General features: G+C 71.9%; 15 protein-coding genes. 6 read left to right on the top strand and 9 right to left on the bottom strand.

The window, feature by feature from the left end:
• Positions 1–75 precede the first annotated feature (75 nt).
• Complete coding sequence (locus C4V41_RS55665; protein ID WP_235030997.1) at positions 76–1,593, top strand: M1 family metallopeptidase; 1,518 nt, start codon at positions 76–78, stop codon at positions 1,591–1,593.
• Positions 1,594–1,681: 88 nt separating this feature from the next.
• On the opposite strand, the gene C4V41_RS55670 is transcribed toward C4V41_RS55665, so the two are convergent.
• Positions 1,682–2,059, bottom strand: coding sequence for a MerR family transcriptional regulator (locus C4V41_RS55670; RefSeq protein WP_103964177.1), 378 nt, complete (start codon positions 2,057–2,059; stop codon positions 1,682–1,684).
• A gap of 92 nt (positions 2,060–2,151) precedes the next feature.
• Between C4V41_RS55670 and C4V41_RS55675 the strand changes: the two genes are divergently transcribed.
• Positions 2,152–2,688, top strand: coding sequence for a GNAT family N-acetyltransferase (locus C4V41_RS55675; protein ID WP_200824932.1), 537 nt, complete (start codon positions 2,152–2,154; stop codon positions 2,686–2,688).
• Positions 2,689–2,697: 9 nt separating this feature from the next.
• Positions 2,698–3,945: an aminoglycoside phosphotransferase family protein gene (locus C4V41_RS55680; RefSeq protein WP_103964178.1), complete on the top strand. Its 1,248-nt coding sequence runs from the start codon at positions 2,698–2,700 to the stop codon at positions 3,943–3,945.
• Here the strand turns inward: C4V41_RS55680 and C4V41_RS55685 are convergent.
• From C4V41_RS55685 to C4V41_RS63675, 4 genes are read right to left on the bottom strand one after another with little or no spacing between them, the layout of a single operon-like run.
• The gene (locus tag C4V41_RS55685; protein WP_235030998.1) at positions 3,942–4,628 is read right to left on the bottom strand and encodes a class I SAM-dependent methyltransferase; all 687 of its coding nucleotides are present in this window, start codon (positions 4,626–4,628) and stop codon (positions 3,942–3,944) included. The two genes, C4V41_RS55680 and C4V41_RS55685, sit on opposite strands and share 4 nt — an antisense overlap.
• A gap of 50 nt (positions 4,629–4,678) precedes the next feature.
• Positions 4,679–4,993: a VOC family protein gene (locus C4V41_RS55690; protein ID WP_103964180.1), complete on the bottom strand. Its 315-nt coding sequence runs from the start codon at positions 4,991–4,993 to the stop codon at positions 4,679–4,681.
• A 34-nt stretch (positions 4,994–5,027) separates the two neighbouring features.
• Complete coding sequence (locus C4V41_RS55695) at positions 5,028–6,881, bottom strand: serine/threonine-protein kinase (RefSeq protein WP_103964181.1); 1,854 nt, start codon at positions 6,879–6,881, stop codon at positions 5,028–5,030.
• Positions 6,821–7,066, bottom strand: a complete 246-nt coding sequence (locus tag C4V41_RS63675; protein WP_200824933.1) for a hypothetical protein — start codon at positions 7,064–7,066, stop codon at positions 6,821–6,823. The genes C4V41_RS55695 and C4V41_RS63675 overlap by 61 nt, the downstream gene beginning before the upstream one ends.
• A 26-nt stretch (positions 7,067–7,092) precedes the next feature.
• Between C4V41_RS63675 and C4V41_RS55700 the strand changes: the two genes are divergently transcribed.
• Positions 7,093–7,698 carry a TetR/AcrR family transcriptional regulator gene (locus C4V41_RS55700; protein WP_200824934.1) on the top strand — a complete coding sequence of 202 codons (606 nt, stop codon included), beginning with the start codon at positions 7,093–7,095 and terminating at the stop codon, positions 7,696–7,698.
• Positions 7,699–7,913: 215 nt separating this feature from the next.
• Positions 7,914–9,158: a threonine ammonia-lyase IlvA gene (ilvA, locus tag C4V41_RS55705; protein WP_103964183.1), complete on the top strand. Its 1,245-nt coding sequence runs from the start codon at positions 7,914–7,916 to the stop codon at positions 9,156–9,158.
• Between the two features lies 1 nt (position 9,159).
• On the opposite strand, the gene C4V41_RS55710 is transcribed toward ilvA, so the two are convergent.
• The 4 genes from C4V41_RS55710 to C4V41_RS65015 form a co-directional block, all read right to left on the bottom strand.
• Positions 9,160–9,630: a DinB family protein gene (locus tag C4V41_RS55710; RefSeq protein ID WP_103964184.1), complete on the bottom strand. Its 471-nt coding sequence runs from the start codon at positions 9,628–9,630 to the stop codon at positions 9,160–9,162.
• A gap of 4 nt (positions 9,631–9,634) precedes the next feature.
• Positions 9,635–10,249, bottom strand: coding sequence for a class I SAM-dependent methyltransferase (locus tag C4V41_RS55715; RefSeq protein WP_200824935.1), 615 nt, complete (start codon positions 10,247–10,249; stop codon positions 9,635–9,637).
• Between the two features lie 70 nt (positions 10,250–10,319).
• Positions 10,320–11,339: a 3-oxoacyl-ACP synthase III family protein gene (locus tag C4V41_RS55720; RefSeq protein ID WP_103964186.1), complete on the bottom strand. Its 1,020-nt coding sequence runs from the start codon at positions 11,337–11,339 to the stop codon at positions 10,320–10,322.
• Positions 11,336–19,429 (bottom strand): type I polyketide synthase, encoded by an 8,094-nt coding sequence (locus tag C4V41_RS65015; protein WP_235031000.1) that lies wholly within the window; start codon positions 19,427–19,429, stop codon positions 11,336–11,338. Before C4V41_RS65015 ends, C4V41_RS55720 begins: the two co-directional genes overlap by 4 nt.
• Positions 19,430–19,722: 293 nt before the next feature.
• On the opposite strand from C4V41_RS65015, the gene C4V41_RS65695 reads away from it, so the two are divergent.
• The coding region (locus C4V41_RS65695) for a C40 family peptidase (protein WP_200824936.1) at positions 19,723–20,937 on the top strand (1,215 nt) is incomplete at its 3' end.

Raw genomic sequence — 20,937 nt, forward strand, 5'->3', positions numbered from 1 at the left:
GGCCAAGTGGCCGCACTTTTCCCGCACGTGCGGCTGGCGTAGCTTCGCGAACATCGGCTCTCCCCGAGGAGGGACATGTTCCCACGCTCGATCAGGCGCGCCGCGATGGCCGCCGCCTTGGCACTGACGCTAGCCGTACCCCTGCCCGCCGCCGCCACCGACCGCGGGCCGGGCGCGCCGGGCGCACCCGGCATCGGAGACCCCTACTTCCCCGACTACGGAAACGGGGGCTACGACGTCAGGCACTACGACCTGAAGCTGAACTACCAGCCGGGCACCGACCGGCTGGAGGGCCGGACGACCTTGCTGGCCACCGCCTCGCAGACGCTGACGCGTTTCAACCTCGACTTCCTGCTGGACGTGCAGGGGGTCAAGGTCAACGGCAGGACGGCCGCCTTCGCCAGGACGGGCGTGCACGAACTGGAGATCACTCCGGCCCGTGCCCTGCCCAGGTTCCTGCCGTTCGTCGTCGAGGTGACCTACGCGGGCGTTCCCAGCTCCATCGAGGTGCCCGGCATCGTCCGGCCGTGGATCAAGCGGGCCGACGGCGCGCTCGCGCTGGGCGAGCCGGAGATCGCCTGGTGGTGGTACCCGAGCAACGACCACCCGGCGGACAAGGCCACGTTCGACATCACGGTCACCGTGCCCGAGGGCAAGCAGGTGATCAGCAACGGCGTTCTCGCCTCCAAGCGCACCTCGCGCGGCAAGACCACCGTCCACTACGTGATGGACAAACCCATGGCCACCTATCTGGCCACGCTCTACATCGGCGACATGGAGGTGCGCAGGTCCCGCTCGTCCACCGGCCTGCCGGTGACCACCGCGTACGACGTGACCCTCGGCCCGCGCATGGAGTTCGCGAAGGCCAGCGTCGAGCGCACGGCCGAGATCGTCGACTGGGAGGCGAGCGTCTTCGGCCGCTACCCGTTCTCCTCGATGGGCGGCTCGGTCGTCAACGAGAACGTGGGCTTCGCGCTGGAGACCCAGTCGCACCCCGTCTACGACTCGATCTTCTTCGAGACCGGGCCTGACGACAGCGTCGTGGTGCACGAGAACGCCCACCAGTGGTTCGGCGACAGTGTCGCGCTCAAGCGGTGGCGTGACATCTGGCTGAACGAGGGTTTCGCCACCTATGCCGAATGGCTGTGGTCGGAGAAGGAGGGCACCGGCACCGCGGCCGAGCTGGCCAACGCCCTCTATGACAGCCTTCCGGCCGATCATCCCCGGTTCTGGGTCAGGGTTCCCGGCGATCCGACGCCGCCGTTCCTGTTCTACGCCTCGGTCTACTGGCGTGGCGGCATGACGCTGCAGGCGCTGCGCGGTGAGGTCGGCGACAAGGACTTCTTCGCCATCCTCAGGGCGTGGGCCAAGATCAAGCAGCACGGCAACGGCGACACCGACGAGTTCATCTCGCTGTCGGAGAAGATCTCCGGCGAACAGCTCGACGCGCTCTACCAGACCTGGCTGTACGAACCCAGCAAACCGGCCACCCCGCCTGGGGCGGCAACGGCCCAGGCCAAGGCCCAGACCGGGCCTCCGGCCTCGTTCGAAAGGCACAAGAGGTTCCACGAACTGCTCCACGGCCCCGCCTGAAGGGCTTCCATGCCACGCGCGCGGCTCCATCTGGCTCGTAAGCGCCGCGCGCGTGGCACGACATCGCCGCGCGCGTGGCACGACCCGGTCAGCCGGCCAGCGCCGTGGTCATGCTCTCCCGATGCGCGCGGTTTCCGGCTATCAGCCCGTCGAGGGCGTCCCGCGTGTGGATGAGGTCGGCGATGTGGGCCGAGAGCCGGTCGCGCTCCTGCTCCATCCGCTCCAGCGCGGCGTCGGAGTTTTCCACGCTGGGCGCGTCGACGCAGGGCAGCAGTTCGACGATGGTGCGGCTGGACAGGCCCGCGGCGTAGAGCCGCTGGATGAACGTGACCCGATAGACCTCGTGGTCGGTGTAGTGCCGCTGCCCGCTGGAGCTGCGGGTGCTGGTGAGCAGCCCCTGCTCCTCGTAGTAGCGCAGGGACCGGACGCTGACTCCGGCCCGAGACGCGAGCTCCCCGATGCGCACATCGCCCCCTTGCCTCTGACATCCGTGTGAGGTTCCAGGGTAACCGACGCGTCTGGGGCACGTTCTCGGGCAAGATCCGACAAACTGTGCGCGTGACCGATATTCGACTGTCCCGGCTGCCGGCCGCGGACGCCACCGACACCGAGCTGCTCACCCGCGTGTCCGCCCTGGTCAACGACGTGTACGCGGACGCGGAGGCGGGGTTGTGGCAGGACGGCACCGCCCGTACGAGCACCGACGAGGTCGCCGGGCTCACCGCCGCCGGCCAGATCGCCGTGGCCCGGCTGGGGACGGAGGTCGTGGGCTGCGTACGCGTCCAATCGCTCGACGACGACACGGCGGAGTTCGGCATGCTGGCCGCCGACCCCGCCCACCGCCGCCGGGGCATCGGCCGCGACCTGGTCGCCTTCGCCGAGCGCACGGCCCGGGACGGCGGGCACCGCGTCATGCAGCTCGAAGTCCTCACGCCCCGCACGTGGGAGCATCCGTCGAAGGTGTTCCTGGCCGACTGGTACGGCCGGCTGGGCTACCGGCGCACGGACGTCAGCCCGGTGGAGAAGTGGTACCCCGACCTGGCCCCACTCCTCGCCACCTCGTGTGACCTGGTGATCTACCGCAAACCCCTGTGAGGTGCCCGCATGGACAGAACGGTCAGCGCCTGGGTCACCTCGGGTGACGAGCGGCTCGGTGTCGTCGGGCCGTTCGCGGTGGACGTGCCCTGGTGGGCCGATGTGACGCCGGTCGTCGCGCACCTGCGCCAGGCGCTCGGCGTGGACGTCCTGGTGCTGCGCCTGCTGGAGGTGGACGGCGGCGAAGGCGGCCGCGGCGGTCATGTGACCTACCACGTCGAAGCGCTCGAACGGCCCGGACCCGGTCGCCTGACGACTCCGCCCGCCGATCCTGCCGATCCCACCGGCACTGCCGACCCTGCCGGCCCTGCCGGCCCTGCCGGCCCTGCGGTGCTGAACGGGCCCGAGCGGCTGCGGATGCCGTGGGCGCGGATCGACGGGCTGCGGGAACTGCTGGGCTGGGCGGCGGACGCGCTGACGACGGCCGGGCGGCCACTGTCCGGGCCGATCCGGCAGCACCGCACCTGGAACCTGTCCGGGTTGTTCCGCCTGCCCACCGCCCGAGGCCCGGTGTGGCTGAAGGCCACGCCGCCCTTCGCCACCGACGAGGCCACCGTCATCGGCGCGTTCGCGGCGCTGGACCCGAGCCTGGTCCCCGGGGTCGTGGCGTCGGGACCGCGGCGGATCCTGCTGGAGCACCTTCCCGGCGAGGACTGCTGGGACGCCTCCGCCGAGACCATCGGCAGCGCCGTGACGCGGCTGGCCGCCGCACAGGCCGAGCTGGTGGGCGCGGTCCCACCCGGGCTGCCGGACCGTCGCGGGCCCGTCGTCGCCGGCCGGGTCCGCGACCTGCTCGCCGGTGACGTGGGCCGCGAGCTGACCGCCGAAGAGGTGGACAGGGCGTACGAGCTGGTCGAACGGTGGCCGACGCTGGCCGAGTGCGGCCTGCCCGACACGCTCGTGCACGGCGACTTCCACCCGGGGAACTGGCGCGGCGACGGCGGCCCGCCGGCCGTGGTGGACTTCGCCGACGCGCACCTCGGCAACCCGGTGCTGGACGGGATCCGGGCCCGCGACTGGCTTCCCGCCGCCAAACGACCCGTCGCCGCCGAAGCCTGGATCAAAGCCTGGGCCGCCCGCGTGCCCGGGTGCGACCCGGCCCGGGCGCTCGCGATCGCCGAACCGCTGTCCCACCTGAGCTACGCCGTCCGCTACCAGGAGTTCCTGGACGGCATCGAACCGTCGGAGCGGATCTACCACCTCGGCGACCCGGCCGGCAGCATCCGCGCCGCCCTGCGTACCGTCGCGATGGACTAGGTTCTGCGCGCGAGCACCAGCCGGCACCGCGGGCTGCCGTCCTCGCGCAGGCCCAGGGCCGTCAAGGGGACCGTCGTCACGGCGAACCCGGCCGCCGTCAGGTCGTCGCGGACCGCGTGCAGCGGGCAGGTGCCGTAGTACATGACGAACGGCGGCCGCCACACGGCGTTGCGGACCCGCATGGCCAGGTCGAATCCGAGCAGCGCCCAGTACATGCCCGACGCGATGGGCGGCGGCGCGCCGATCGGGAAGGCGAAGAGCCCGCCCGGCCGTAACGCGCGGTGCACCCCGGCGAAGAGCGCGGGCCGTTCAGCAGGCAGGAAGTGGCCGAGCGCGCCGAAGCTGACCGCGAGGTCGAAGCCGTCGGCGAAGGGCAGGGCGCGGACGTCGGCCTGGACCCACTCGGCGTCGGGGTGCGCGCGCCCCGCCTGCGCGAGCATGCCGGCGCTGAAGTCGACGCCCGTGATCCTGCCCTGGCACAGGGGACGGAGGATCCGCATGCTCGCGCCGGTGCCGCAGCACACGTCCAGGGCCTGCCCGAACGGCCCGAGCGGGCGCAGCGCGGCGGCCGTCGCGTCGAGGACGACGTCGGGGGTGCGGAAAGGGGTGTGGTCGAACTTCGGGGCGAGCAGGTCGTAGCCGCGCTCGACCGAGGACAGCGCCTGGACCGCCAGTTCACGCATCGAGGGACCTTGGGGCGAGAACATCAGCCCAGAGTACTTGCCCCGGACGTTCAGGTGGCGTGGACCTCGACGGTGCGCCCGTCGGGGTCGGTGAGCAGGTGGCGCCCTGGGGCGAGCGGCGGGACGGCGGTCGCGCCGTCGACGGCGAAGCCCAGCCGGAGCGCGTCGGTCCGCCGGTCCGGGCGGGCCGGGTAGAGCTCGAAGACCGTGCCGCCCGCCAGGATGGCGGCATGGTGCCCGGGCCCCCGGCCGTGCCGCTCAGCCGTGAAACGCAGGCCGAGATCCTGGTAGAAGCGCCGGCACTCCTCCAGCCGCGGCGAGTACACCACCAGCAAGGTCACCTGGGCCGAGGTCGGGTCGGTCATGGGTTCTTGCCCTTTCGCGGCGGTGTCGGGCCGGTCAGATGGCGGCTCTGGTGAAGTGGAACAGGCCCTGCGTCTTGTCGGTGGTGGTGGCCAGCACGCGGAGCCGTTCGCCGGACAGGTCGATCACCGCGATCTCGTACCCGTCGCCCTTGGGCCGCCACACCACCAGGTGGTCGTCGTCCCACCAGCCGACCAGCCGTTCGCCCGTGAACGGAACGGTCACCGCTCCCCCGCCACCGGAGACGGGGTGGACGCACAGGTCGGTGCCCGTGAGGGCGCACCGGGCGACGAAACGGGTGCCGTCCGGCGACACCGGGTCGTTGTCCATCTGCTCGGGAGGGTTGCCGTTCGCCAGGCTGCGCTGGTACGCGCCGCTCAGGTCGTACAGCCTGATGGTGCCGTCCTTGGCCCACATGCCGACGGAGTCGCCCACCCAGAAGAAGCGCAGCAGGCCCCCGGGCGCGTCCTCGACCTCGACCTCGCGGGCGGTCGCCCTCGCGATGTCGACGATCGCGTAGCCGGCCTTCGTCCAGGCGTCGCCGGAGGCGCCGGGCAGGGACAGCGTCACCAGGCCGTACCTGCCGTCGGCGGACCATCGGGGCGCGAACGCCCAGACGCCGCGCTCGGAGGAGACGGTCACGACCTTTTTCGTGCCGGTCGGACGGTCGATGATCGACACGGTTTTGGGGCCGTTGTCCGGGCTGTAGTTGTTGAGGGCCAGTGCTCTGGTCCCGTCCGGTGAAGGGACGTACGGGTGGCTGAACTCCTTGTGGCGCTTGAACGTCATGGAGCCCTGCTGCCGGACGTACACGCCGTTGCCCCCGTAGTACGAGGCCATCTTGATCGGGTCGCTCTCGGCCTCGTAGACCCGCATCGTGGTGGACGGCACGGAGAAACTCCGGGTCGACGGGGCGATGGTGCCTTTTGCGCTGGGGGAAACGCTCGCCGCCGTGACGCGTGGGGTGGCGGGGGCTCTGAGGACCAGAGCGAGTGCCGTGAGGGCCAGCGCGGTCGTGACGGCGGCCGCGACGATCCACATGGTGCGCTTCCCGATCACCGGACGCGGGGTGGCGCGGGGCGACATGCCCAGCAGCCGATCCAGCGCCTCGCCGGCGCCGGGCCGCCGCGCCGGGTCCTTGGCCAGGCAGTCCAGCACCAGGGCGCGCAGGGCCGGGTCCTCGATGCGGCCCGCGTCCGGCTCGGCGGTCAGGATGCGGCCGATCACCGCGGGCAGGCTGTCCTGGCCGAACGGGTAGCGGCCGGTGGCGGCGTAGAGCATGGTGCCGGCCCAGGCGAACATGTCGGCGGACGGCCCGGGGACCGCGTCGCCGAACTGCTCGGGGGCCATGAACGCGGGAGTGCCGACCACACCCGCGGTCAGCGTCGAGGTGAGGTCGAGCGCCTTGGCGACCCCGAAGTCGATCACCCGGGGGCCGTCCGCGGCCAGCAGCACGTTGGACGGTTTGAAGTCGCGGTGTACGACGCCGGCCTGGTGGATGGCCGTCAGCGCGGTGACGGTGCTGATCGCCAGCCGGTGCAGGGACGCTCCCGTCCGCGGTCCCTCGTTCCGCACCACCTCGGCCAGGGTCGGGCCCTCGACGTACTCACTCACGATGTAGGGCCGCCCGCCGTCCAGCCCGGTGTCGAGGACCTGTGCGGTGCAGAACGGCGCCACCCGCCGGGCCAGCGCCACCTCACGGACGAACCGCTGCGACGCCTCGGCGTCGCCCACCAGGTCGGCGCGCAGCAGTTTCAACGCCACCTTGGTGCCGTCGGCGGCGGTGGCGAGGTGAACGGTGCCCTGCCCGCCCTCGCCGAGCCGGCCGATCAGCGTGTATCCGGCAATCTCCGCCGGATCATCCGAATGTGGCGCTTCGGGCTCCGGCATCCCACAATCCCCCGTTTGACGTTTCCGGCCATTCTGGTGACGATCACCGCGGATGTCGAGGCCGGGGCGGCCAGGTCGAGGTCGTCGCGGGGGTCGCCGTCGGGGCGGTGCGGGAAGTCGTCGAGCGCGAGGACGAAGACGCTGTCGGCCCCCGCGGCGTCGTGGATCTCCAGCAGTTCGCGCACGCGCTTCGGTCTGGAATGCTGGGAGGGTGACGGGGTTGCGCGAGCAGAAGAAGCAGGCCACCCGGGAGGCACTGCGCGCGGCGGCGCTGCGGCTGGCGCTCGAACGCGGGCCGGACAACGTGCGCGTCGACGACATCGCCGAGGCCGCCGGGGTCTCGCCGAGGACGTACAACAACTACTTCTCCAGCCGCGAGCAGGCGATCGTCGCCGCCGTCACCGGTGAGCGGGAAGCGCGGGTCGCGGCGGCGGTGGCCGGCCGGGCCGACGGCGCCGGGCTCGCCGGCGCCGTCATCGAGGCGATCGTGGAGCAGTACACCGCCCCGGCCGAGCCCGCTCGCGACGCGCTGCTGCTGATCACCACCCGTCCCGCGCTGCGCGACGCCTATGTGGAGGCCGCTTCCGCGATCGAACATCCGCTCACCGAGGCGATCGCCGACCGTGCCGGCGACCCGCTCACCGCGCGGGTGCTCGCGGCGAGCGTGGCCGCGGCGGTACGGGTCGCGCTCGGACAGTGGCTGCGAGCGACCCCCACGACCGGCGGGCTCGTCGTGTCGTCCGGGTCGCTGCCGGACCTGCTGCGCGCCGCGCTCGCGCCCCTCGCGCCCGCACTCGACGCCGCCGAGTCTCAGTGAGGAGCTGCCGCTGGACCGTGGTGAACCCCACCGCGGCCGCCGCCGTCGCGAGTTCGTGATGGCGGCGAAGTTCGGGTTCGGTGGCGCCGGCTGGGTCGAAGGGCGTGATTGTGATCATCGGGAATAGCATGCCCTGGTGGGCTCGTTGTGGCCAGAGTGCTCACCGGGCCCGGTGACCGTCCCTTTTCGATCCGCCCGCTGTGCCAGGAGTGTGCATGAGCGACCGCCTCACCGCCACGATGATCAGCCAGGCGGCCGAGCGGTTGCGGCCGGTGATCCGCCGCACCGCGCTGGAGCCGAACCAGCGGCTGTCCGGCCTGCTCGGCGGTGACGTGCTGCTCAAGCGCGAGGACGCGCAGGTCTGCCGCTCGTACAAGGTGCGTGGAGCGTTCAACCTGATCGCCTCCCTCACGGAGGACGAACGGCGGCGCGGCGTGGTCTGCGCGAGCGCGGGCAACCACGGCCAGGGCGTCGCGTTCGCCTGCGCGCGGCTCGGGATCAGCGGTCGCGTCTACGTCCCGTCCACCACGCCCCGGCAGAAGCGCGAGCGCATCGCGGCGCTCGGCGGCGACCGGGTGGAGGTCGTGGTCGGCGGCGGCACCTACGACGAGGCGAGCAACGCCGCCCACATCGACAGTGAGCGCACCGGCGCGGTCTACGTGCACCCGTTCGACGACGTCAGGACGATGGCCGGGCAGGGCACGGTCGGCCTGGAGATCCTGGCGCAGTGCGAAGAGGCGCCGCGCACGGTGGTTGTCCCGGTCGGCGGCGGCGGCCTGATCAGCGGCATCGCCGTCTGGCTGCGCGAGCACTCCCCCGCCACCCGCATCGTGGGCGCCGAGCCCGCCGGAGCGGCCAGCATGCGCGCCGCCCTCGACCACGGCGGTCCCCTCGCCCTGCCCGAGCTCGACACCTTCGTCGACGGCGCCGCCGTCGGAAGGGTGGGAGACGCCACCTTCCCCCTGGTCAAAGACCTGGTCGACGAGATCGTCGCGGTCGATGAGGGCGCGGTGTGCACCGAGATGCTCGACCTCTACCAGACCGACGGCATCATCGCCGAACCCGCCGGGGCGCTCGCGGGTGCCGCCGCCCGTGAGCTCCTGCCCTCAGAAGGGCCGGTGGTGTGCGTGGTGTCGGGCGGCAACAACGACGTCAGCCGCTACAACGAGGTGCTTGAGCGCTCTCTCGTGCACATCGGGCTGCGCCACTACTTCCTGGTGACCTTCCCGCAGCGTCCCGGCGCCCTGCGCCACTTCCTCGACGAGGTGCTGGGCGAGGGGGAGGACATCATCGTCTTCGAGTACGTCAAGAAGAACAACCGCGAGACCGGCCCGGCGCTCGTCGGCATCGAACTGGAGCGGGCCGGCGACCTCGACAGTCTGCTGTCCCGGATGAAGGCCAGTCCGCTCACGGTGGAGCCCATTCCGCCGGGCTCGCCGCTGTTCACGTTCATCCTCTGACCTAGCGTCCGGTTGATCCGTCGATCCGCTCACGGAGGATGTCGGCGTGGCCGGCGTGCCGGCCGGTCTCCTCGATCAGGTGCACCAGGACCCAGCGCATCGACGGCGCCGGCCCTGGGCGCGCGGGTCGCGGGGCGGGAAGGGCCAGGTCGGGGCAGGCGTCGATGACCTGGTTCGCGCGCTCGACGGTCTTGCGGTAGTCGGCCAGCACCCCGTCGATCGTGTCCTGGGCGGTCGGCCGCATGGTCGCGGGCCAGTCGCCGGGGTCCTCGCCGAGGAGGTAGAACCGTTCGACGTACGCCAGGTGCCCGAGCAGCCCGAGCAGGTTGGTGCCTGAGGGCACTCCAGCGGTTCTGACCTGCGGTTCCGGTGTGCCCGCGACCTTGTTCGCGATCGCGTCGCGCAGATGGTCGAGGAAGCCGCGCAGGGTGGCCTTCTCGTCGGCGCCGGTCCGCGGAGGTGGGTTGTCCATCGAGTCACTCCGAGGTTCGCTGGATGATCAGGACGTTGTCGATGACGGTGGCGGTCTCACCGGCGGGGCCGGTGGCCTGGCGGCTGGGCGTGCCGGCGCGCACCACGGACCAGAGCGCGGGGTCGAGATCGAGGTCGGCGGCGGTCTCGGTGGGTGTGGGGAAGTGGGTGCCGGGGTTCTGGTCCCACGACCAGGGCGCGGTGGAGCCGTGGTCGACGATCAGCAGCAGGCCGCCCGGGTCCAGGGCCTGTGCCGCGGTACGCAGGATCCGGCCGCGGAGCAGCGGGAACGGGGTGTGGAAGTACTGGGCGGAGATGAGGTCGAACCGGCCTTGGGGGAAGCTCTGGGCTAGATCGTGCTGTTCGGTGGTGATCTGGAGGCCGAGTTCGCGTACCCGTTCGACGGCTGTGGGGGAAATGTCGACGGCGGTGACGTCCCAGCCTCGCCGGGCGAGCCAGACGGCGTCGCCGCCGGCGCCGCAGCCCAGGTCCAGGGCGGCGCCAGGGCGCAGCGGTGCGGCGGTCTCGGCGAGCAGCGGATTGACGCGCCCGCCCCAGGTACGCCGGGCGCGGTAGTGCCGTTCCCAGAACTGCCCGGCTTCGGTGGTGGGTGAATCCATGTGAGCCAGCATCGCCACCGCCATGCCCGGCGTGCAAGAAAAATTGCAGATCCGCATTTTCGGGGGTTCGTCACCACCGCGCCACGACGATGCCGGCGCTGAACCCGCTGGCCAGCCCGACCAGCGCGACCAGGTCGCCGCGCCGTACCCGGCCGGCCGCGACCGCCTGGGCGAGCTGGACGGGCAGCGTGGCCGCGACGAGGTTGCCGTGCTGGGGGATGGTGACGACGACCTTGTCCGGCGGGATGCCCACGTGGTCGCAGAACTTCCACAGCGCGGGCAGCGACGCCTGGTGCACGCAGATGGCCGCGAAGTCGTTCCAGGTCAGGCCGAGTTCGGCGAGCGACTTGTGGAACATGGTCAGGTCGGTGCGCTCGATGCTGTGCGCGAGCTCGACGGCGTCGACCGTGAGCGGCTCGATGACCGGCCAGCCGGCGGCCGGGTCGGTGGTCAGGTTCGAGACCCGTACGGTCGCCGCGTCCCATCCGGCCGAGTGGGCGGTGAACCGGTGGCCGAGCACTCCCGGCTCCGTCGCCGCCTCCAGTAACAGCGCGGCCCCGGCGTCGCCGACGGTGTAGGCGGCGGCGATCGTGAAGAACTCTTCGGTTCCGGACAGCGTCCACGGCATGAACGCGGTGGCCATCTCGCCGGAGCAGATCAGGACGCGCCGGTGGCGCCCCGTGGAGATGAGCGCGTCGGCGACCTGGATGGCGTTCAGCACGCTGTTGCAGGCGTTGCGCACGTCGAACGCCGGGCAGCCGGCGCCCAGCTTCGCCGCCACGACGTGCGCGGTGGCGGGCTCGATCACGTCGATCGTGACGCCGGCGAAGATCAGCAGATCGACGTCGTGCGCCTGGAGGCCGTGGTCGGCCAGCAGCCGGCGGGCGGCGTGGACGGCCAGGTCCGATGGCTTCTCGTCCGGCGCGGCGACGTTCCGCCGCCGCACCCCGCTGCCCGCGTGGATGACTCCCCGGGGCAGCTCCAGCGTGGGGTTGCGCTCGGCGAGCCGGTCCTCCAGCTCCGCCGTGCTCATGGTGGCCTGCGGCAGGTACGCGGCCACACCGGCCAGCCTTGTGTGGACGGTCGTCATGACGGGTCTTTCAGGCCGAGGTGCAGGAGCACCGTACGGGTGATGTCGGTGATCGTCCCGGTGCCGCGGATCAGCTCCATGGGCGGAATGTCCACGCCGAACTGGGTCCGCATCGACACCAGCAGGTCGGTGGCCATGAGCGAGTCCATGCCGTACTCGTCCAGCCGCCGGTCGGGGTCGATCTCGGCGGCGGGGGTGAGCAGCACCGTGGACAGCAGCGCGGTGAGCTGCTCGGCGACGTACGCGTGCGCCTCCTCGCCGCTCATCGCCCCCAGCCTCGCCAGCAGGTCGCCCGTGTCGAGGTCGTGTTCGGTGCCGGGCGGGAGCACGGCCGACAGCCACGGCCTGCGCAGGCCGGGCAGCGCCTGCCGCATGCGGATCCAGTCGCAGCGGCCCACGATCGCGACGTCGGCCCGCTCGCCGAGCATGTCGTCCATGGCGGCCAGCGCCTGGCCGGTGGTCAGGGATTCGATGCCCAGCTTGGCCAGGGCTTCGGCCTGGGTGCCGTGGGCCAGGACGCCGGTTCCGGCGAGCGCGCCCAGGCAGACCGCCAGCGCGGGCCGGCCTTGTGCTCTGCGCCGGCGGGCCAGCGCTTCCAGGAACAGGTTCGCCGACACGTACGGTGCCTGGCCGATGTTGCCGATCGTGGTCAGGGACGAGTACAGGACGAACGCCTCCAGGGGCAGATCGGCGGTGAGCTCGTCCAGGATCAGGGCGCCGGCGATCTTGGGGCGCAGGACGGCCCGGATGCGGTCGTCGGTGAGGTCGGCCAGGGCGGCGTCGTCGAGGCGCATGGCGGCGTGCACGACACCGCGTACCGGATGGCCGTCTTCGTCCAGCTCGCGCAGGATCGCGCGGATGGCGGCGCGGTCGGCGACGTCGGCGGCGTACACGCCGGCCTGTGCCCCGAGATCCTTCAGCTCTTCCAGCAGTGCGGGCGCCTCGGGGGTGTCCGCGCCGCGGCGGCCGACCAGCGCCAGGTGGCGAACGCCCGCGCGGGCGAGGTGGCGGGCGGTGGCCGCGCCGAACCCGGTGAGGCCGCCGGTGATCAGATAGGTTCCTTCGCGGTGTGGCCGTACGGGTCGCGTCCGCGCCATGACCGGCTCGTCGCGCGGATCGAAGGTGACGACCACTTTCCCGATATGCCGGGAATGCCGCATCAGCGTGAAGGCGTCGGCGACGCGCTCGGCGGGGTGCACCGTGTGCGGCAGCGGGCGCAGGCCGTCGAAGCCGGAGAAGGCCGCCGCGTGTTCGGCGGTCAGGGCCGGGCTCTTCCACATCAGCGTGCCGACGTCGACGCCGAAGAACGAGATGTTGTCGCCGAAGGGCCGCAACGGCAGGTGGCCGCTCTCGTAGATGTCGCGTTTGCCCAGCTCGATGAACCGGCCGCCGTGCCCCAGGCACTCCAGTCCGCGGCTGATGGCCTCGCCCGCCAGCGAGTTCAGCACGACGTCCACGCCGCGGCCCCCGGTCAGCTCCCTGACCTGCTCGGCGAAGTGCACGCTGCGCGAGTCCAGCACGTGGTCGACGCCGAGCGCGCGCAGCAGGTCGCGTTTGGCGGGCGTACCCGCCGTGGCGATCACCCGTATGCCGGCGAGCCGGGCGTACTCCAGCGCGGCCAGCCCGACACCGCCCGCACCGCCGTGGACCAGCACCGTCTCCCCCGGCTTGACGCGGGCGCAGTGGTGCAGCGAGTGGTAGACGGTGGAGAAGGCCATGGGGAGGGTGGTGGCCTGGGCGAACGTGAGCCCTGCCGGAACGTGGCTGGCCGCGCCCGCGTCGATCACGGCGTGACTGCCGAACCCGACGGGTCCTGGCGCCATCACCCGGTCGCCGGGCTTGAGCCGGGTGACCTCCGGCCCGACTTCGACGACAATTCCCGCGCACTCCAATCCCAGCTCATGACCGCCGAAGACGGCCTCGACCGCCTCGGTCGGGAGCAGGTTCACCGCGAACATCACGTCGCGGTAGTTCAGCCCGACCGCCCCCACCTCGACCAGCGCCTGTCCCGGGCCTGGCGCGGGCACGTCCGTCTGTTCCCAGGCCAGCCTGTACGTCAGCCCCGGGTCGGACACGGTGAGCCGGAACGCGCCCTGTCCTATGGGCGTTGGGGCGGTGGGCGGTGGCGTCCTGACCAGGCGCGGGACGAAACGGCCCTGGCGCGTGAGCAGGATCTCGTCCTCGTCGCCGGGCGTCAGGAGCTCGGCCGCCAGCCGGGCCACGTCATGCCCGTCGCCGGGGGTGCGGTGCAGGCACAGGCGCCTTATTTCGAGGCGGGGCTGCTCGTTGGCCAGCGAACGCGCGGTCCCCCAGGTGGCGGCGTCCTGCGGGTGGAGGGGTTCGCCGGCCGGCTCGGGGAGCGCGCCGCAGGGGCGGCTGACCAGCCAGAGAGTGATCCGCAGATCGGGCGGCAACTCCTCGCAGGCCAGGGCGATCGAGCGCAGGAGGGCGGCCCGCCGGGTGATCTGCCCAACGACCGCCTCCGCCGTGTCCGCTTCGGACGACTCCCCTTCGAACGACTCCTTTTCGAACGGCTCCTTTTCCGATGACACCGCGCCTTCCGATGACGCCGCGCCGGGCGCTCCCGCCTCAGACGGCCCCGCGCCGGGGGCGTCGCCTAGGACGATCGCGAGCGTGACGCCGTCAGCCGACGTGCGCATCCGTGCGGCCCAGCCGCTCGGGTCGTCGCCGAACGGCGACACACTCACGTGCGCACCATGCTCTTCCAGCGACGAGGCCAGGGCGGCGGGCAGAGGATCCCTGTCATCCTCGGCGACGACGATCCATGCGCCGCCGACCGCAGCATCCTGTGACGCCTCACCGGCGATCAAGGGAGTGCTGGCGATCGAAGGGGCGCTGGCGAGCATGACCGAGAAGGCGTCCTCGTCGGGATCATCCTCCGGCCCCGCCTGGACGATGTCGGTGTAGCCGATCTCGGCCAGCAGCCGCGACCATCGCCGCCTCGACAACAGCGGCGACTCCGGCCGGACATCAAGGTCGGTGAAGTCCCAGAGCTCCGGCATCAGCCCGATGTACGGCAGCAAAGCCTCCACCCGGTGCGGCTCGACGACCAGCAGCTTGCCACTGGGCGCGACCAGCGTGGCCAGCCCTCGCAGCGCGGCGGTCACGTCCCGGGTCAGATGCAGACAGCCGGCCGCCACCACCAGGTCGTATCCGCCCACAGGCTGCCCCTGCCCAGCCGGATCGCCGTTCAGGTCGAGCAGGCCGTACTCGACGAAGTCCACCTCGGAGAAGCGCTGCCGCAGCCGGGCCAGCACCGGTTCGGCGGCGTCGGTGACCGTGTAGCGGGTGCGATCGACCGGCAGGATCGGCAGCAGCGTGGCGGTGGTGCCGCCCGTACCCGCCCCTACCTCCAGGATGCGCAACGGCCGATCGGCGGGCCACTGCCGCACAACCTGTTCCACCAGCGCCCGAGCGATCCGGTTACCGAACAGACTGACCGGCCCGATGTCGTGGACCTGCTCCACCAGCTCGGCGGCACCTCCGGAAGTGAGCACCCCGGCCGCCCCCGGCTCCCCGCGCAACAGCCCGGGCAGGTGCCGACCGGCCCGCACCGCCAGCGCCGTCTGCGCCGTGAACGAGGTTCCGGCGACGAGCTCACGCAGCGACTCGACCGGCGACCGCGCAGACCGTGCCTCCCGCGCACCCAGCGCGAGCCCCGCCCCCGGCTCCCTTTGGCGTGTCAGCAGGCCGTGCCGTTCCAGGAGAGGCAGCGCCGCCTGCAGCATGCGCCGGTGAGACGGTTGCGCGCAGACGGCGAACAGGTCGTCGACCGTCACGTGGCGCTCGCCGTCGCCGCCCCCCTTCGGCTCGGTGAGTTCCCTGAGTGCCGTGGCCAGGGTGTGGGCGAATGTCTCCTCCAACCGTGCCGTGTACGCGCCGTGGCCAAGCTCCCGCCACGCCTGCCGTACGGCGGCGAGGCGGTCGGCGGCCCCGGCCAGGAGCCGTCCGGGATCGGCCACCGGCCACGGGCCTGGTCGCTCACCCGGCCGGGGTGCCGCCCGGAGCTCGACGTGGTAGCGACCGACCGGTGTGGCGTGGAGGCCGGGGGTCCGGCGCAGTCTGACGCCCTCCAGTTCGACCGCCACCCGGCCGTCGGCGTCGGCCACCGTGATGTCCCAGCAGACCTCCTCGACGCTGCCCGAAATGGCCCGCACATAGAGGAGACCGTCCAGAGCCGGCCGTCTCCAGAGCCGGACCGCCCCGATCGCCGCGGGCATGTAGCCAGTGCCCGACCGCAGCGCCTCCACCAGCCGTACCACCCCCGCCTGCAACCCACTGTCCAGCAGCACCGGATGGGCCTGGTAGCGCTCGTCGCGCTGCTGCGGGCAGGTGTACGTCGCGAGCACCTCGTCCTCCGCCGTCCACAGACCCGTCAGGACCTGGAACTCCGGCCCCCACACCATGCGACCCTCGGCAGCCCGCGCGTAGTAGCCGGGTACGTCCACCGGTGTCCCGATCCGGGAGCGCAGTTCCGCCACGTCCAGCGGTGGCGGGGCGGGGCGCAGCAGGGGGCGTACCCGTGCCCGGACGTGCTCCCGTGGATGCTGCCCGCGCAGCGTCGTGCTGGCCACCGTGATCACACCCGTGTCGGGCGACAGCGACGTCTGTACGCACACCTGCTCCGCGCTCGGCCCCGGCACCGCCAGGGCACGGCTGATGACGACCTGGTCGACCTCGACCGCCGCGACGGCCTCCGGCATCGCCAGCCGACCGGCGGCCAGGGCCATCTCCACGTACCCGGTCGCGGGCATCACCGCCACCCCGCCCGCCCGATGGTCGTTGACCCAGGGCACCCGTACGTGGTCGATCTCGCCGTACCAGGCGGGGGCGAGCGTCGGCAGCCGCTGGCCGAGCAGCGGGTGCTGGATCGCCGGATCCCCGATCGTGTGCGCCCAGGTGAGCGGCTCACCGGTCCAGTGCCGCTGCCGCTGCCACGGGTACGCCGGCAACGACCGTACCTGACCGGGGCTGGGGAAATAGCGCTCCCAGTCGATCTCGGCCCCGGCGGCAATGACCTGCGCAACCACCCGCCGCACCCCCACGACCCCAGCACCTCCCGCTGCGGCGCCCCTCACCTCGACGCCACCCACCGCGGCGATCCCGGCCTCGGCGCGGCTCACCGCAGCGCGTCCCGCCTCGACACCGGTCGCCGTGGCGGCTCCTGTGTCGGTGCCGGTTGCCGTGGTCGGGGGCGTGTCGGGTCGCTGGGCGGGCTTTGGGCGTCGCAGTGTGGGGACGATGGCCGTGCGTACGCGGGCCGCGCCCGAGGCCCGGCGCAGGTACGACTGCAGCACCGGATGCGGCCCCACCTCCACCAGCACGTCGAACCCATCGGTGAGAACCCGCTCAGCCGCGGCCGCGAACCGCACCGGACGGCGTACGTTGTCCCACCAGTACGCCGCGTCGAGTTCCTCACCGTTCAGGACGTCGCCCGTCACCGTGGACACCATCGGGATCCGCGCCCGCGACGGCCGCAGGTCCGCCAGCGCCGTGCACAACGCCTCCCGTGCCCCGTCCATGGCGGCGCTGTGGAAGGGATAGTCCACGTCCAGTTCGCGGAAGAACACCTCACGGGCGGCCAGGTCCTGCGCCAGCAGCCGCAGCGACTCCTGCGGCCCGCTCACTGTGACGTCCCGGTCGGAGTTCACGGCCGCGATCTCCAGCAGCGGGTACGGCGCCAGAACCTGCCTGGCCGCCCCCTCCGCCAGCCCGACCGCGGCCATGCGCCCCAGCCCGCGAGTCCCCGACTGCGCCCGGCCGCGTTCGGCGATCACCTGGGCCGCCTGGCTCAGTGTCAGTGCTCCGGACGCGTACGCGGCGGCCACCTCGCCCACGCTGTGACCCAGCACCGCGCCCGGCCGTACCCCTGCCGCGGCGAGCATCTCCACCAGGCCGGCCTGGACCGTGAACAGCAAGGGCTGGGCGATCTCGGTCGCCGCCAGCCGCCACTGCTCTGGCGGCGACTCCAGCTCCTTCAGCACCGACCAGCCCAGCCTGGGCGTCAGCTCGGCCTCCACCTCCTCGACCACCGCCCGGAAGGTCGCGTCGGACAGCAGGTCGGCACCCATTCCCGCCCACTGCGACCCGTTACCGCAGAACACCATCGCCACCCGACCCCGCTCGACCACCTCCCCGATCACGGCCCGCGGAATGTCGGCACCCGATGTCCCGGGGGTTGTGAGGGTGGCGGGCGCTGCGGGGGTTTCGGGGGTGGCGGAAGTCTTGGGAATCGCGGCGGCTGCGGCGGTCGCGGGGGTCATGGGAGTCGCGGGGATCACGGGGGTCGCTGGGGTCGCGTGCGTTACGGGGCTCGTGACGGCCATGCTGCGGGCCACCTGCTCCTGCACGGCTCCGTCAGGCGCGGCTCCGTCAGGGCCAGCGCGGTCCGGGGTGACGCGGGCGGGGGCGGCTCCGTCCTGGGTCGGTTGGTCCGGGGCGGATCGGTTCGAGGCCGGGCGTAGGCCGGTCAGGGCGAGGGCCGCTTCGGCGGCGGAAGAGGCCAGCACGACAGCGCGATGCGGGTGCAGGGCACGTCGTCGGCCAGCCGTGAAGGCCACGTGGTAGAAGTCCCGTTCGTCCACGGACTCCAGGTGTTCGGCGGCGCGTGCGACGGCCTCGGTCAGCGCCGTCGAACTGCGCGCCGACACCATGAAAGGCAGCACCCCGACCGGCTGCTCAGAGGTGCCGGCTGCGGCCTGCTGGTCGGACGACGCCAGACCGCGAGGGCCTAGAGACGGGGCAGCAGGCGAAGCGGTGGGTGGGGTGGTGAGGGCTACGTGGACGTTTGCGCCGCCGAAACCGAACGAGTTCACCCCCGCCACAACCCTCCCGCCAGCCTCCGGCAGCGCCTGCGGCCGGGTCACAACGCTCAGTCCGAGACCCGCGAAGTCGATGGACGGGTTGAGCGAGGTGGCGTGCAGCGAGGGCGGGATCGTCCGGTGCCGGAGCACCAGCAGGGCCTTGAACAGCCCCGGCATGCCCGAGGCCGGCTCCAGGTGGCCCAGGTTCGTTTTGACGGAGCCGATCGGCAGTGCGCCGCCGGCCCGGTGCATGCCCAGCGACCGCCCCAGCGCCCGGCACTCGGCCGGGTCGCCCGCCTGGGTGCCGGTGCCGTGCGCCTCCACGTACACGACCTCGTCCGGACTGACGCCGCATGAGGAGTACACCTGCCGCAGCAGCGCCTCCTGCGCCTCGGCGTTGGGCAGTGCGAGACCCACCGTGTGGCCGTCGTTGTTGGCGGCGGCCCCGACGATCACGCCGTGCACCCGGTCGCCGTCCGCGAGCGCGTCGGTCAGCCGCTTGAGGACGACCACGCCCCCGCCCTCCGCGCGGACGAACCCGTCGGCGTCGGCGGAGAAGGCGCGGCAGCGGCCCGTCGGCGACAGCATGGACGCCTGGCTGAAGCCGACGAAGGACATGGGGTTGAGCAGGACGTTGACCCCGCCGGCCAGCGCGACCTGGCAGGAGCCGTCGGCCAGCGACCGGAAGGCCCGTTCGACGGCCTGCAGTGCGGACGAGCACGCGGTGTCGATGGACATGCTCGACCCACGCAGGTCGAAGGCGTGCGACAGCCGGTTGGCCACGATGGACAGGGCGGATCCCGACATCGTGTACGGCCCGACCGAGCCGGGCTCCATCCCCTGCAGCGCCCCGTACGACGGGTCGGACACGCCGACGAACACCCCGGTGTCGCTGCCGGCCAGGCACACCGGGTCGATGCCGGCGTCGTCGAAGGCCTCGGCCGCCATCTCCAGCATCAGCCGCTGCTGGGGATCCATCGCGGCGGCCTCTTTCGGCGAGATTCCGAAGTAGGCGGCGTCGAAGGTGGCGATGTCGTCGAGGAAGCCGCCGGCCCGCGTGTAGCTCCGGTTCAGCCGCGGGATGCTCTCATCGACATACCGGTCGGCCTCGAATCGGTCCGGCGGCACCGTGCCGACGAGGTCGTCGCCGCGCATCAGCGCGTCCCACAACCCCTCCAGATCCCTGATGCCGCCGGGAAGCCGGCACCCCGCGCCGACGATCGCCACGGCTTGGCCGGGCCATTCGGTCTCCTGGCTCGCGTACATGTCGTCCCCCTTGTGGTTCACACCCACGACATAGACAAAGAGCTACGTTTGCGCTTGGTGATGGTTGCGGCAGCCTGATGCGCCGCGGGGTACAGAGATGACCACAAGAAGCGAATCACACGACAAAGCAGTCGTCGACACCTGAAAGCCCGGCAACCGCCGAACGGCTTGTGGCCCGTCTCTAGGCGCTATCGCCATTCTGGAGACGCATTGCAGATGCTTTGTAGGAACGGCCGAGAACCTGGGTCCTGTCGCTGATAAGCGCACTCCCTCCGGATCTAAAGGACGCCGTCATGCAGACCACGACCACCGCCAAGCTTCGCCTGCTCCTCATCACCGCCTCCGCCGCCCTGACCCTCGGTGCCGGTTTCGCCGCCCCCGCTTCGGCCGCCGCCCCCGAGCCCTCCAAGACGCCTGAGCCCAAGGCCTCCCTGCTGTTCGACTGCGGCCGGTACGGCGACAATCGCACGACCACCCGCGGTGAGACGCTGACCCGGTCGCGGACCTGGATCGACGAGCGGGTCCCGTACAGCCAGGCCGCCTGCCACGACAACAAGTACGGCAGCTACCGCACCGACTGCTCCGGCTACCTCTCCATGGTGTGGGGCCTGAAGTCCTCCTACACCACCGCCACCCTCGACCAGGTCTCGTACGCGATCAACCGCGCCGACCTGCGCCCCGGTGACGCGTTACTGCGCCCCGGCCACGTCGCCCTGTTCATCGGCTGGGCGGACGCTGCCAGAACCAAGCCGCTGGTACGCGAGCAGGCGGGCCCCGACGGCTCGCCCACCATCGAGCGGTCCTGGACCCAGTCCTACGCCGCGACCTACACGCCGATGCGCTACAACAGGATCGCCGAGGACGCGACGGGCGGCTCTTCGCTGTCGGGCGACGGCAAGGCGGACATCGCGGCGGTGCTGCCGTCCGGCGAGGTCAAGGCCTGGCGCAACGGCGCAGGGTTCGCCGCGATGCCCTGGGACGCCGACGCCATCGTCGGAACCGGCTTCAGCAAGGACAACCTCCACTTCGCCGACCTCGACGGAGACGGCGACAAGGAGATCATCGCGGTCACCGACAACGGCGAGGTGAAAGCCTGGCGCAACGGAGCCGGGTTCGCCGCGATGCCCTGGGACGCCGACGTCATCATCGGCACCGGCTTCGCCAAGGACAACGTGCACTTCGCCGACCTCGACGGCGACCGCAAGGCCGAAATCATCACCGTCCTGCCCAACGGCGAAGTGAAAGCCTGGCGCAACGGAGCAGGCTTCGCCGCGATGCCCTGGAACGCCGACGCCATCATCGCCACCGGCTTCACCAAGAACAACCTCCACTTCGCCGACCTCGACGGCGACCGCAAGGCCGAAATCATCACCGTCCAAGCCAACGGCGAAGTCAAGGCCTGGCACAACGGAGCCGGCTTCGCCGCCATGCCCTGGAACGCCGACGCCATCATCGCCACCGGCTTCACCAACGAGAACGTGCACTTCGCCGACCTCGACGGCGACGGC

This window comes from Nonomuraea solani (genome assembly GCF_900108335.1).
GTDB lineage: Bacteria > Actinomycetota > Actinomycetes > Streptosporangiales > Streptosporangiaceae > Nonomuraea > Nonomuraea solani.